This window comes from Massilia sp. FBCC-B171 (assembly GCF_059134155.1).
On sequence record NZ_CP101443.1, the window covers coordinates 4576528 to 4589012 of the forward strand.

General features: G+C 63.7%; 14 protein-coding genes. 6 read left to right on the plus strand and 8 right to left on the minus strand.

Features of this window, described 5'->3' with window-relative positions:
• Positions 1–31 precede the first annotated feature (31 nt).
• Positions 32–1129 carry an anhydro-N-acetylmuramic acid kinase gene (locus NMB41_RS20795; protein ID WP_494379696.1) on the plus strand — a complete coding sequence of 366 codons (1098 nt, stop codon included), beginning with the start codon at positions 32–34 and terminating at the stop codon, positions 1127–1129.
• Positions 1130–1318: 189 nt separating this feature from the next.
• On the opposite strand, the gene NMB41_RS20800 is transcribed toward NMB41_RS20795, so the two are convergent.
• The 7 genes from NMB41_RS20800 to rplM form a co-directional block, all read right to left on the minus strand.
• Positions 1319–1726 carry a YybH family protein gene (locus NMB41_RS20800; protein WP_494379697.1) on the minus strand — a complete coding sequence of 136 codons (408 nt, stop codon included), beginning with the start codon at positions 1724–1726 and terminating at the stop codon, positions 1319–1321.
• 245 nt (positions 1727–1971) lie between these two features.
• Positions 1972–2340, minus strand: coding sequence for an iron-sulfur cluster insertion protein ErpA (gene erpA, locus NMB41_RS20805; protein WP_494379698.1), 369 nt, complete (start codon positions 2338–2340; stop codon positions 1972–1974).
• 54 nt (positions 2341–2394) lie between these two features.
• Positions 2395–2793, minus strand: a complete 399-nt coding sequence (locus NMB41_RS20810) for a bactofilin family protein (protein ID WP_494379699.1) — start codon at positions 2791–2793, stop codon at positions 2395–2397.
• 168 nt (positions 2794–2961) lie between these two features.
• Complete coding sequence (gene argC / locus NMB41_RS20815) at positions 2962–3999, minus strand: N-acetyl-gamma-glutamyl-phosphate reductase (protein ID WP_494379700.1); 1038 nt, start codon at positions 3997–3999, stop codon at positions 2962–2964.
• A gap of 182 nt (positions 4000–4181) precedes the next feature.
• Positions 4182–5519, minus strand: coding sequence for an IS4 family transposase (locus NMB41_RS20820; protein ID WP_494379701.1), 1338 nt, complete (start codon positions 5517–5519; stop codon positions 4182–4184).
• 121 nt (positions 5520–5640) lie between these two features.
• A complete protein-coding gene (rpsI, locus tag NMB41_RS20825) occupies positions 5641–6033 on the minus strand; it encodes a 30S ribosomal protein S9 (protein WP_494379702.1) in 393 nt (130 codons plus the stop codon).
• 9 nt (positions 6034–6042) lie between these two features.
• Positions 6043–6471: a 50S ribosomal protein L13 gene (gene rplM, locus NMB41_RS20830; protein WP_192053289.1), complete on the minus strand. Its 429-nt coding sequence runs from the start codon at positions 6469–6471 to the stop codon at positions 6043–6045.
• 315 nt (positions 6472–6786) lie between these two features.
• Between rplM and NMB41_RS20835 the strand changes: the two genes are divergently transcribed.
• The 4 genes from NMB41_RS20835 (at position 6787) to NMB41_RS20850 (ending at position 10671) form a co-directional block, all read left to right on the plus strand.
• Positions 6787–8217: an alpha/beta hydrolase gene (locus NMB41_RS20835; RefSeq protein WP_494379703.1), complete on the plus strand. Its 1431-nt coding sequence runs from the start codon at positions 6787–6789 to the stop codon at positions 8215–8217.
• A gap of 13 nt (positions 8218–8230) precedes the next feature.
• Entirely contained in the window at positions 8231–8962 is a 732-nt protein-coding gene (locus NMB41_RS20840; protein WP_494379704.1) for an ABC transporter ATP-binding protein, read from the plus strand.
• Complete coding sequence (locus tag NMB41_RS20845; protein WP_494379705.1) at positions 8959–10143, plus strand: ABC transporter permease; 1185 nt, start codon at positions 8959–8961, stop codon at positions 10141–10143. Before NMB41_RS20840 ends, NMB41_RS20845 begins: the two co-directional genes overlap by 4 nt.
• A gap of 102 nt (positions 10144–10245) precedes the next feature.
• On the plus strand, positions 10246–10671 hold the full coding sequence (locus NMB41_RS20850) for an OsmC family protein (protein ID WP_494379706.1): 426 nt from the start codon (positions 10246–10248) through the stop codon (positions 10669–10671).
• A 30-nt stretch (positions 10672–10701) separates the two neighbouring features.
• Here NMB41_RS20850 and coq7 read toward each other — a convergent pair whose 3' ends face one another.
• Positions 10702–11346 (minus strand): 2-polyprenyl-3-methyl-6-methoxy-1,4-benzoquinone monooxygenase, encoded by a 645-nt coding sequence (coq7, locus tag NMB41_RS20855; protein ID WP_494379707.1) that lies wholly within the window; start codon positions 11344–11346, stop codon positions 10702–10704.
• Between the two features lie 243 nt (positions 11347–11589).
• Here coq7 and NMB41_RS20860 point away from each other — a divergent pair, with 243 nt between their 5' ends.
• The gene (locus NMB41_RS20860) at positions 11590–12483 is read left to right on the plus strand and encodes an ABC transporter ATP-binding protein (RefSeq protein ID WP_494379708.1); all 894 of its coding nucleotides are present in this window, start codon (positions 11590–11592) and stop codon (positions 12481–12483) included.
• The last annotated feature ends 2 nt before the right edge of the window (positions 12484–12485 follow it).

The following is a 12485-nucleotide window of genomic DNA, read 5'->3' on the forward strand; positions in this document are numbered from 1 at the left end:
TTTTTACGTGGGTCTCGATTATGATGGGCACATGATGACTTCTTCCCTCTTTATTGGCCTGATGTCGGGCACCAGCCTCGACGGCGTAGACGGCGTCCTGGCCGATTTCGCAGGCGGCGCGATCCGCACCCTCGAAGCCGCCTTCATCCCCTTCCCGCCCGCCCTGCGCGCCGAACTGATGGCGCTGCAGGCAAGTAGCCCCAACGAGATCGAACGCGAAGCCATCGCCGCGAACGGCCTGGCGCAGGCCTACGCCGCCTGCGTCGAGGCCTTGACGCTGATCGCCCCGGGTCCGGTGGCGGCCGTCGCCGTGCATGGCCAGACCGTGCGCCACCGGCCCGAACTCGGTTTTACGCGCCAGACCAACAACCCCGCCTTGCTGGCCGAACTGACCGGTATCGACGTCATCGCCGACTTCCGCAGCCGCGACGTCGCCGCCGGCGGCCAGGGCGCGCCGCTGGTACCCGCCTTCCATGCGGCGGCCTTCGGCGCCGCCGGCACGACGCGGGTGGTGGTCAACATCGGCGGCATCGGCAATATCAGCGTGCTGCACGGCGACGGCCGCGTGACGGGATTTGACACCGGGCCGGGCAATGTCTTGCTCGACGGCTGGATCGGGCGCCACCAGGGCAAACAATACGATGCCGACGGCGCCTGGGGCGCGAGCGGGACGGTCGACGCCGGCTTGCTGTCGGCACTCATGCGCGAACCCTATTTCCACCAGCCAGCACCGAAGAGCACGGGACGCGACCTGTTCCACATGGAATGGCTCGATGCCCACCTGGCTGGTTTTACCCACGTGGCCGCGGCGGACGTGCAGGCGACGCTGACCGCGCTCACGGCCGAGACGATCGCACGCGCCGTTCTCGACGAGGGCGTGGCGGTGGATGCGGTCTATGTCTGCGGCGGCGGGGCCTATAACGGCGCCCTGCTGCGGGCGCTGGCGGCTGCGCTCGGCGGGCAGGTGCCGGTGGAATCGACGGCGGCGCTGGGGATTGCGCCGAACCGGGTCGAGGCGCTGGCCTTTGCCTGGCTGGGATACCGGTTCACGCAGCGCCAGCCGGGGAATATGCCGGCGGTGACGGGAGCGAAGGGCCCGCGTATTTTGGGCGCACTCTACCCCGCCTGAAACGCCGTTCGTAGGGTGGGCACTCCGTGCCCACGCGGAACGACGCACCGCCATGAGCGCGGTTCCTGAGGCGCTATCCCGTCATCAGGTCACCCGTCTCGGAAGGCGTACATAGCGGTAGAAGTAGCGTTAACACGACGCTGACTTTCGCGTGGGCACGGAGTGTCCACCCTACCTCGACGTCAGGGGCTAGGACTCGGCCAATAGGTCCAGCGAATCCGTCCCGTACGAGTTATCGATCACGCACAGCCAGTTCCCATCGGATTCACAGCGGAAAACATAGGTCGCACGGCGGGCGACGTGGACGCTCTCGCCCTGCTCGTCGCGGTAGTCCAGCAGCGTTTCCATGATCACCAGGGCCGTGCCGGCCCCTTCGACCACCTCCATCCTGCCCTGCTTCACCACCAGCGTGTGGCGGAAATGCGCGGCAATCCTGATGAAGGCCTGGCGGATGTCGTCCCTGCCGCGCACGCTCAAGCCCGGCTTGATGACCAGCGTGGCGTCGTCGGCATAGAAATCCATCAGGGCGTTGAAGTTGCCCGCCGTGATGGCGGCATCGGCGGACTGGATCAGGGCTGCGAGGGGGTGGGATGGCATGCTGGTCTCCTGTGTGAATGAAGAGACGGGCATGCAGCAGAACCCGCCTCGTGGGCGGGTCGCTGATGAACGAGCTAAGCCGCCATTGCTGGAATGGCGGCAATCATGCGAGTCGAGGACAGGCGGCGCTTGTTCATGAATAAATAGTAAAGCAGCCCAACGCCGGCAGCAAGCGCACAAAAAACAAATCCGGGCATGGCCCGGATCTGATCTCAACGCCCGGTCAAGCCGGGCTGTACGTCAACTTATGCCGAGAACGACGAACCGCAGCCGCAGGTGCTGGTGGCGTTCGGGTTCTTGATGACGAACTGGGCGCCTTCGAGGTCGTCCTTGTAGTCGATTTCGGCGCCGACCAGGTACTGGTAGCTCATCGAGTCGATCAGCAGTTGCACGCCGTTCTTCTCCATGGTGGTGTCGTCTTCGTTGACGATTTCGTCGAAGGTGAAGCCGTACTGGAAACCCGAACAGCCGCCGCCCTGCACGAAAACGCGCAGTTTCAGGTCGGGATTGCCCTCTTCTTCAATCAATTGCGCCACTTTTTGAGCGGCGCTATCGGTGAAGACGATGGGGGTCGGGATGGTGTCAAAGTCAACTACTTCGGCCACTGCAGTCATGGATAAACTCCTGATTGGATTCAAATTTATTCCATTATAGACTGTTAGTGACGGTCACGCTTCCGATGCCTCCGCCACTGCCAGGTGAAACACCGGTTCGCCGCTCGGCTGGTGTGTCAGCTTGCCGGTTACCAGGGCCCCGCCATGCATTTCCAGCAGTTTGTAATGGACATCTCCATGAATGCGGCCTTTCGGCTGTAATTCAAGCAGTTCCGTCGAATGGACCGACCCGGCGATGAAACCGTTCACCACCAGGTTGGCGCAGCGCACTTCGCCCTCGATGCGCGCATGCTCGGAAACGATCAGCACGCTGTCGTTGCCCTCGCTGGCGATCACGTTGCCGTGTACTTCGCCATCGATGCGCAAGCCGCCGCTGAAGCACAGGTCGCCCTCGATCCGGGCGGCGATGCCGATCAGGCTGTCAATTTCGCTTTTCGCGTTGCGACCAAACATGGTGGCACCCCTGTGAGATAGATGAATTGATCGTAAAAACCGATCAGCGCACCGGTCAATTTACCGTTCTCAACGGTTGCCACCTTGATCTAGCTCTTATCAGACAATGCACAAAGGAAACTTCAGAAGGCGCCTGTTTTTCGCGTAGTCGGTTTCCTGCAACGCCGCTTACGGCAACAGGGCAATCTGCTGCAAACCAGTGGTCTCGTCAAAGCCGAACATCAGATTCATGCACTGCACGGCCTGGCCGGACGCACCCTTCACCAGATTGTCCTGCACCACCAGGATCACGACGGTGTTACCGCCATCCGGACGGTGGAGCGCCAGGCGCAGCATGTTCGAGCCGCGGGTGGAGCGCGTTTCCGGGTGCGAGCCGAAGGGCATGACGTCGACGAAAGGCGCATCCTTGTAGGTTTCCTCGAACAGGGCCTGCAGCTGGGCGTCGTCGACGTCCTTGGTCAGGCGTGCATACAGGGTCGCGTGCATGCCGCGGATCATCGGCACCAGGTGCGGGGTGAAGATCAGGCTGACTTTGTCGTCCGTAAACCGCTGCAGCTGGGCCGAGGTTTCCGGAGTGTGGCGGTGGCCGGCCACGCCGTAGGCCTTGAAGTTGTCGCTCGACTCCGAGAACAGCGTGCCGATCTCGGCCTTGCGGCCGGCGCCGGACACGCCCGACTTGGCGTCGGCGATCAGGCTGCCGGCGTCGATCAGGCCGGCCTTGAGCAGGGGGACGAAGCCCAGCTGCATCGTGGTCGGGTAGCAGCCCGGATTGGCGATCAGGCGCGCCTTCTTGATGTCCTCGCGGTTCAGTTCCGGCAAGCCATACACGGCTTCCTCGATCAGTTCGGGCGCCGTGTGCTCGATCTTGTACCACTTTTCAAAGCTCGCACGGTCCTTCAGGCGGAAGTCGGCAGCCAGGTCGATGACCTTCACGCCGGCTGCCAGCAGGGCCGGCGCTTGCGCCATGGCCACGCCGTGCGGGGTGGCGAAGAACACGACGTCGCATTGCGTCAGGTCGGCCTTGTCGGGCGCCGAAAAGGCGAGGTTCACGCGCCCGCGCAGCGACGGGAACATGTCGGCCACCGGCAGGCCGTCTTCCTTGCGCGAGGTAATCGCGGTCAGCTCCACGCCGGGGTGAGTTGCCAACAGCCGCAGCAATTCCACGCCCGTGTAACCGGTTCCGCCAACGATGCCAACTTTGATCATGTTCTTTCCTTTGAATATGGTGATAGTAAAACGAGGTGCAATTTTAACAGTCTGACCAATAACCGGTGCCGGGGACGTGCTGCCCGGCCCATGCAAAGAATATTTGCATCGCTGGCCAATCTTGCAAATATTCTGTGCAAGCCGGACAGGCGTAAAAAAAGCCACCCGAAGGTTAATGCCAGTCAGTTAAGCTGACTGGCATTTTTCATTGGAAACTTGGATCTGGGCTGTTTGACGACTCTGGGATAGGAGCGCCTTCGGCGTTCTGGCAAAAGATAAGCGCGTGCCTGCTCACGCAGCCATGCCAGGCGCCTGGGGAAGGTGCCTGGCGTTTGCAAAGGCCAGTGATACAGGGCCGTGGTGATGGCCAGGGCCAGCCACTGGAAACTCAGGCGCTGTGGCGGGACGTGCAGTTCGTCGGCCATCTGGGCGATTTCATGACGTAGCAGGTTGTAGGCGATGAGCGTGCCCCAAACTTCCTGGCGTACCAGCGTAGGCAATCTGCTACGCAGGGTCGTCATGTTCTTTTGCATGCCCTGCTTAATTTCCCTGAAGCCCAGTTCAATCTCCCAGCGCTGCGTGTAATGCGCCACGATCTCGCGCGCCGGAAAGCGGTGCGCATCGCACAGGGAGGTAAGGTACTGCCGCGGCTCTCCGCCGACCATGCACTTGATGAGCCGCGCTTGCCAATGCGACGGCAGGTCCGGCCGTTGCCTGCGTGCCTGTGGCGACACTGAAAAGCTCACCAGACAGTCGTCGGGGGCAAATTGGCATATCACCTCATAACGCAATCCCGCTCTGGCCCGCATAAGCCAATGCCTTTGTTCACCTGCATGCTGCCAGTCCAGAAGAAGGGCTGCAGAGAGATAGGCACGATCGAAAATCGTCAACGATTGATCCGGTACCTTGTGCATGAGTGACTTGGCAAAGCTCACCTCCCCCGTACCGTAATCACCAAACTCGGTTGCGCGGATCAGATGGGTGTAGGTATCCATCAAGCAGACTGCACGTAATTGAGGCCAGGCGCCATTGCTCTTGTCGTTGAAACCCCGCCCAAATTTCTCACAGTTGGCCGGCGTATCGGGAAGCGACCACACGACACCATCAACGGCATAGCTTCGCAGCCCATGAAAGAGACCATGTTCAGGTATGGCAGCGCTTGTCCAGCAGCTTGCCAAGCGTTCGAATAGCCATGCCATCGGTGCTTCACCCAAGCGTTCGCGGCCTGCCACTGCGGCACTGGGAACGGGTGCATTTGGCATTGGCCCATCGGCCAGATCAAGTTGCTGGACGATATGCCAGATTGGTTCGTTACGAAACAGGGCCAGGCCGATGACCAGCCAAACCATGCGCTCAGCCGGCAGGCGCCGTCGGCGCAACGACACGGTTCCGGTTTGTTGCAAGGCTTCGTCGATCCAGGCCGGATCGATCAGGCTGGCGAAACGCTCGAACTCATGCGGTGCCAGCTCAGCCGCATAGTCCATGTCAAATTGAAGGGCCATAATAAAAAACGGATTCACGTTGATCGTGAATCCGTTTTAGCTCAAACCGCCGGCTGGTCAATGCCTTAAGTGACTGGCATTAACCCGAAGGTGGCTTTCTTGTCCAGCAGTAAGCAGTCCGTAGACTGCTTGAAACGAATTAACGCTTCGAGAACTGCTTCGCGCGACGTGCTTTACGCAGGCCGACTTTCTTACGCTCGACTTCACGGGCGTCACGGGTAACGAAGCCGGCACGTGCCAGATCGCCCTTGAGGCCTGCGTCGTAGTCGATCAGAGCGCGGGTGATGCCGTGACGGACGGCGCCAGCCTGGCCCGACTCACCGCCGCCGTGCACGTTGACCTTGATGTCGAAACGCTCGACGTTGCCGGTCAGTTCCAGCGGCTGGCGAATGACCATCAGGCCGGTTTCGCGCGAGAAGTATTCGTTCGCAGGCTTGCCGTTCACGATGATCAGGCCAGAGCCGGCTTTGATGAACACGCGAGCGACTGCACTCTTGCGACGGCCGGTGCCGTAGTTGTAGTTACCGATCATGTCAGTTCCTTAGAGGGTCAGTGCTTGTGGTTGCTGAGCTGCGTGTGGGTGCGAACCTTCCGCGTACACTTTCAGCTTCTTGATCATTGCATAGCCCAGTGGGCCCTTCGGCAGCATGCCTTTGACAGCTTTTTCCAGGGCACGGCCCGGGAAGCGCTGTTGCATTTTCAGGAAGTTGGTTTCGTAGATACCGCCCGGGTAGCCCGAGTGACGGTAGTAGGTCTTGTTGGTGGCTTTCGTGCCGGTCACACGCAGTTTGCCTGCGTTGACGACGACGATGTAGTCACCGGTATCGACGTGCGGAGTGAATTCTGGTTTGTGTTTGCCGCGCAGTCGGAGTGCCACTTCGCTGGCAACACGTCCGAGGACCAAGTCCGTCGCGTCAATCACGAACCAGTCGCGCTGGACTTCATGGCCCTTAGCGGAAAAAGTTTTCATGTTGACTTCCTAATAGGTAAATTGCTCAAATGGTGGTTCCGCAATGGTTACTGCGGACTCTGCCTTATTGTCTTTTCCAGAGCAAATGGAAAGCCAGCGATGATACTGCATTTCACTGCCATGGGTCAAGGCGCCGCTGCGAGTCCTGTCGCATCCGCACCCGGCTGTTCAGTATTTCAGGCCGCTGAGATGACATGGAACAATCAATCTGTTGCGTACGAGGCTAGACTCGGCTCAATCATTCTCAAACGAAACGAGTTGTTGACCGGCGAAACGGTAGCAAATTACTATTGGTCAACTATCTGAGGAGTCTTCGTGAAAACACGTTTCATCCCGCCCGCCCTGCTGGCGCTGCTGTTTTCGGGCGCCGCCGCAGCCGCCGCTCCTGCGGCACCGTCCGCAGCCCGTACCTGCCACCTGCCCGGGACCGAAGGGGCACTCAATTGCCACTCCGTCCCGGTGCCGCTCGACTACGCCAGGCCCGCCGGCGGCAGCCTGAAGATCCACGTCGCCGTCGCGCCGGCGTTTCGCGAAGGCGCACGGGGCGATCCGCTGTTCGTGCTCGCCGGCGGCCCCGGCCAGGGCGGCAGCGAAGTGATCCGGCTGCTCTCGGCCGCGTTCAGCCGCGTGCGCGCCACCCGCGACATCGTCTTCATCGACCAGCGCGGGACCGGCTTGTCGGGCAAGCTCGAATGCAAGGACGTGCCCGGCCAGGAGACCATGAGCGAGGCCGCACTCGAAGCCGAGGCGCATCGCTGCATCAGCACCAGCAAGGTCAACTTCGCCGCCTACACCACGGCCAACGCCGCACGCGACCTCGAGGCGGTGCGGCGCGCGCTCGGCTACCCCAAGGTCAACGTCTACGGCGTCTCCTACGGCACCCGGCTCGGCCAGGCCTATGCGCGCGCCTACCCGGGCAGCGTGCGTTCGCTGATCCTCGACGGCGTGGCCGCCCCCGACCAGGTCATCCCGGCCGGCGGGCGCGATGCCCAGGCCGCGCTCGACAAGCTGTTCGACCACTGCGCCCGCGATGCAGGCTGCAAGAAGGCCTATCCGAACCTGCGCGCCGACTTCGAGAACCTGGCCGCGCGCGCCGAATCGGGCATCAAGCTCTCGCTCACCGACCCGCGCACCGCGCAGCCGCTCAGCTTCACCATGAGCGGCGCGCGCTTTAACGGCACCGTGCACAGCATCTTGTATTCGCCGGCCGACGCGCGCCGCCTGCCCTTCCTGATCCACAGTGCCGCGCAAGGCCGCTGGGAGCCCTTCGTCGCGCGCCAGAACGTGGTCGGCGACTTTGCCGGCGACGGCGGCAATGCGACCCTGCTGTACCTGGCCATCGTCTGCGCCGAGGATGTGCCGCGCATGACCCCGAGCCTGATGAAGGACGACGCCGCCATGCTCACGCGCCCGCTGGTCGACCGCATTCCGGCCATGTGCAAGCACATGAAGGTACCCGCCGTCCCCTGGGTCGCGCCGACCATGATCGAGGCGCCGGCCCTGCTGCTGTCGGGCGCGCTCGACCCGATCACGGCGCCGCGCCGGGCCGAAGCGGCTGCGCGCCACATGCGCAATGCACGCCACCTGGTCGTCGCGAATGCCGGCCATAACGTGTCGCAGCTCGGCTGCACGCCGCGCCTGCTGCGCACCTTCCTCGACAACCCGGGCGCCGCGCTCGACGCCAAATGCCTGGCCGAGATCCCGCCCCCGACCTTCCAGCTCGGCAGCGCCGGGCCGCAACCCTGAATCGAGCCTCCCCATGATCGAAGTCCACGATGTACGTAAACAGTTCGGCGAGGTGCAGGCGCTCGGCGGCGTCAGCTTCAGCGCGCGCGACGGCCAGATCACGGCCCTGCTCGGGCCGAACGGCGCCGGCAAGACCACCCTGCTGCGCACCCTGGTGGGCCTGCTCAAGCGCGACCACGGCAGCATCGCCGTCGACGGCGTCGACCCGGAAACCGATCCGCTGGCGGTGCGCCGCAACATCGGCTTCCTGACCGACCAGTTCGGCCTCTACGAGCGCCTCTCGACGCGCGAATACCTGAGTTATTTCGGTGAACTGAACGGCATGGGCGGCGCCGCACTGAAGGCGCGGATCGACGAAGTCTCGGAGCTGCTGTCGATGGACGACATCCTCGAGCGCCGCACCAAGGGCTTCTCGCAGGGCCAGCGCATCAAGGTGGCGCTGGCCAGGACGCTCCTGCACCGCCCGCGCAACCTGCTGCTGGACGAACCGAGCCGCGGCCTGGACGTGATGAGCACGCGCGCGCTGCGGCGCGCCCTGACGGCGCTACGCGCCGACGGCTGCTGCGTCATCATGGCCACCCACGTGATGCAGGAGGTGACCGCCCTGTGCGACGACGTGATCGTGATCGCCAAGGGCCACACCGTGGCCCAGGGCACGCCGCTCGAGCTGTGCCGGCGCACCGGCATCGAAAACCTGGAAGACGCCTTCGTCAGCCTGGTGGGCGAAGAAGGGATTGCCGCATGAAGCCAGCATTTGTCACCATCTTCATCAAGGAAATGCGCGAGACCCTGCGCGAAAAGCGCACCATCGGGCTGCTGCTGCTCGTGACGCTGATGTACCCGGTCCTGACCGGCTTCCTGATGCAGCACCTGATCGACCGCTCGACCCGGGCCGAGCGCGAAGGCATCGAGCTGACCGTCATCGGCGCGCAGAAGGCGCCCACGCTGATGGCCCAGCTCAAGCAGAAGAACATCACCGTCACCGAGAGCGCGGCGCTGGACGATGCGGCCATCGAAGCCCTGCTCCACAAGGGCAAAGTGGCCGGCGTGCTGCGCCTGTCGGACAAATTCACCGACAACTACACGGCGATGCGCCCGGCGCGCGTCGAGCTGTGGTACGACTCCGCGGCCGAGAAGAATGCGCAGCGGCGCGAGGTCGAGGAAGTGCTCGACGCCTATGCCGCCAACGTCGCCAGTGCGCGCCTGCTGGCGCACGGCGTGTCGCCGGCGGCGCTGGCGCCGATCGAAGTGCAGCGCTACGACACCGGCACCAACGCCTCGCGCTCGGCCCTGTTCATCGGCAGCATGCTCAGCATGCTGTTCTTCCCTGCCTTCTTCTGCGGCATGTCGGCCGCGGTCGACAGCACCGCCGGCGAGCGCGAACGGCGCTCCATGGAAGTGCTGATGGCGCAACCGGCGCGGGCCTGGGAAATCGTGGCCGGCAAGTGGCTCATGGCCGGGGCGCTCGCCATCTTCGGCCTGACGCTGGAACTGATCCTGATGCACCTCGTGCTGTCCTGGATGCCGCTCGAGGAACTGGGCATGTCCTGGGCCCTGACCTGGTCCGACGTGGCCATGGTCTGCATCGTCGCACTGCCGCTGTCGCTGCTGGCGGCGGCCCTGCAGATCGCGCTGGCGATGAACGCGAAGTCGTTCAAGGAAGCGCAAAGCCTGCTCAGCATCGTGCTGATGCTGCCGCTGCTGCCCGGCGCGGTCGTCTCGATGATGGACCTGAAAACCGCGACCTGGATGTATGCGGTGCCGATGCTGTCGAACCAGACGCTGCTGCGGGAAATATCGAAAGGCGTGGAGATCAGCGCCCTGCCCTACGTGCTCACCTTCTTCAGCGCGGCGCTGCCGGCGCTGGCCATCGTGGCTTTTGCCAGCTGGCGCATGAAGAGCGAGCGCTACGTGCTGGCGGTGTAAACGCAGGCAGCGATGGCGCCCTGACGAAAACAGCCCTGCCCGGCGAACCGGTCAGGGCTGTTTTACAATACCTGCCAACCTGTCACCCGCGGAGAATCACACATGGAAGTCAAAGTCAGCTGGAACGGCCCCTCGGGCATGAGTTTTCGCGCCCAGACCGGGTCCGGCCACATGGTGGCGATGGACGGCGCGCCCGAGGGCGGCGGCCACAACCTGGCGCCGCGGCCGATGGAAATGGTGCTGCTCGGGACCGGCGGCTGCACCGCCTACGACGTGGTTTTGATTTTGAAGCGCGGACGCGAGGACGTGATCGGCTGCGACGTCACGCTGCAGGCCGAGCGCGCGGAGGTCGACCCGAAGGTGTTTACCAAGATTCATTTTCACTTCATCGTCACGGGCCGCAAGCTGAAACCGGCGGCGGTCGAGCGCGCAGTGAAGCTGTCGCACGAGAAGTACTGCTCGGCCTCGATCATGCTGGCGGCAACCGTCGAGATCACGCATTCGGTTGAGATCGTCGAAGCGGCGTGATCGCGGTTTTACAACCCACGACGGCCGCGTTTATAAATAATACGCCGTCGTCGTCATCACCTTCGACATCGCCCGCATCGCCAGCTTGACCGGCACCGGCATCTCCGCCGCGCCCAGCGCCTGGGCGGCGTTACCGTGGGCGACTTCATCGACCCGCATCTGCTCGACGATCGCACGCGACTTGGCGTCCCCGGCGGGCAGCTGCTCGAGGTGGGCGTTCAGGTGGGCTTCGACCTGGCGCTCGGTCTCGACCACGAAGCCCAGGCTGCGCGCGTCGCCCAGTTTGGCGGCCACGGTACCCATCGCATACGCGCCGGCATACCAGAGGGGATTGAGCACGCTCGGCTGCGAGCCGAGTTCGGTCAGGCGCTCTGCGGTCCAGGCCAGGTGGTCTTCCTCTTCGCGGCCGGCCTGCTCGAACTGGACACGCATGCCAGGGCTCTGGGCGTGGCGCGCCTGCGAATCGTAGAGCGCCTGGGCGCAGACTTCACCGACGTGGTTCACGCGCATCAGGCCGGCGCTGTGGCGCTGCTCGCGCTCGTCGAGCTGGCAGTCGACCGCGTGCGCCGCCGGGTTGGCGCGGGTGGCCGAGGCCACGCCGCCGACCACGCGCAAGGCCTTGTCGAAGCCGACGATCAGGTCGTCGAGTGGACTGATGAAACGGTTGGCTCGCATAGGATCCCTGAATAGTCGCGGTAAAACCACATTATATGCGCCGTGCAGGCGGGTTGCCGCGCGCCTGCTGGCCCGGGCCGGGCGTCGCGCCCTGTTCCCGCTTTTCGACACCCTGGCCGGCGCATCGCGCCGTGCGTCGCACCGGACAGCCCGAGTCAGCCATTAGGGCATACAATGCACTCGTCAAAAAAGGCTTGGCGGAAATGAAAGTAATCGCCATGCAAAAGTTCATCTGGAGTCCGCATGGAATTACGCATCCGCAATCTGTCCAAGACTTACGCCAACGGTGTCGTGGCGCTGGACAAGGTCACGCTGAACATCCCGCCCGGGATGTTCGGCCTGCTGGGGCCGAACGGCGCCGGCAAGTCGACCCTGATGCGCATCCTCGCCACGCTGCAGGAATGCGATGCCGGCTCGGTCTTCGCGGGCGACATCGACGTGCTCGACGAAAAGGACGAGGTGCGCCGCATGCTCGGCTACCTGCCGCAGGATTTCGGCGTGTATCCGAAGGTCTCCGCCTACGAACTGCTGGACCACTTCGCCCAGCTGAAGGGCATCGCCGGCAAGGGGCGGCGGCGCGAAGTGGTCGACGGCCTGCTGCAGCAAACCAACCTGTTCGAGGTGCGCCACCAGAAGCTGGGTACCTTCTCGGGCGGCATGCGCCAGCGCTTCGGCGTGGCGCAAGCCCTGATCGGCGACCCGCAACTGATCATCGTCGACGAGCCGACCGCCGGCCTCGACCCGCAGGAGCGGGTGCGCTTCCATAACCTGCTGTCGGACATCGGCGCCGACAAGACCGTGCTGCTGTCGACCCATATCGTGTCCGACGTGGCCGACCTGTGCGCCAACATGGCGATCATCCACAAGGGCCACGTGCTGCTGTGCGGCGAGCCGGCGCGCCTGATCGACGACATCGAAGAACACATCTGGGCGCGCTTCATCGACAAGGCCGACCTGCCGCTGTTCCAGAAGCAGCACACGGTGATCTCGACGCGCCTGCGCGCCGGCCGCACCCTGATTCACGTGTATGCCGAGGGCGACCCGGGCATGGGCTTCGAGGAGACCCGCGCCAGCCTCGAAGACGTGTACTTCGCCACCATCGCCGGACGCCACGACTTCCAGGCCGGGAACGGCTGACC

Coding starts and splice junctions, on each gene's coding strand:
- NMB41_RS20795 (WP_494379696.1), top strand. CDS start 32: ATGATGACTTCTTCCCTCTTTATTGGCCTGATGTCGGGCACCAGCCTC.
- NMB41_RS20800 (WP_494379697.1), bottom strand. CDS start 1,726: ATGCCATCCCACCCCCTCGCAGCCCTGATCCAGTCCGCCGATGCCGCC.
- erpA (WP_494379698.1), bottom strand. CDS start 2,340: ATGACTGCAGTGGCCGAAGTAGTTGACTTTGACACCATCCCGACCCCC.
- NMB41_RS20810 (WP_494379699.1), bottom strand. CDS start 2,793: ATGTTTGGTCGCAACGCGAAAAGCGAAATTGACAGCCTGATCGGCATC.
- argC (WP_494379700.1), bottom strand. CDS start 3,999: ATGATCAAAGTTGGCATCGTTGGCGGAACCGGTTACACGGGCGTGGAA.
- rpsI (WP_494379702.1), bottom strand. CDS start 6,033: ATGATCGGTAACTACAACTACGGCACCGGCCGTCGCAAGAGTGCAGTC.
- rplM (WP_192053289.1), bottom strand. CDS start 6,471: ATGAAAACTTTTTCCGCTAAGGGCCATGAAGTCCAGCGCGACTGGTTC.
- NMB41_RS20840 (WP_494379704.1), top strand. CDS start 8,231: ATGATCGAAGTCCACGATGTACGTAAACAGTTCGGCGAGGTGCAGGCG.
- NMB41_RS20845 (WP_494379705.1), top strand. CDS start 8,959: ATGAAGCCAGCATTTGTCACCATCTTCATCAAGGAAATGCGCGAGACC.
- NMB41_RS20850 (WP_494379706.1), top strand. CDS start 10,246: ATGGAAGTCAAAGTCAGCTGGAACGGCCCCTCGGGCATGAGTTTTCGC.
- coq7 (WP_494379707.1), bottom strand. CDS start 11,346: ATGCGAGCCAACCGTTTCATCAGTCCACTCGACGACCTGATCGTCGGC.
- NMB41_RS20860 (WP_494379708.1), top strand. CDS start 11,590: ATGGAATTACGCATCCGCAATCTGTCCAAGACTTACGCCAACGGTGTC.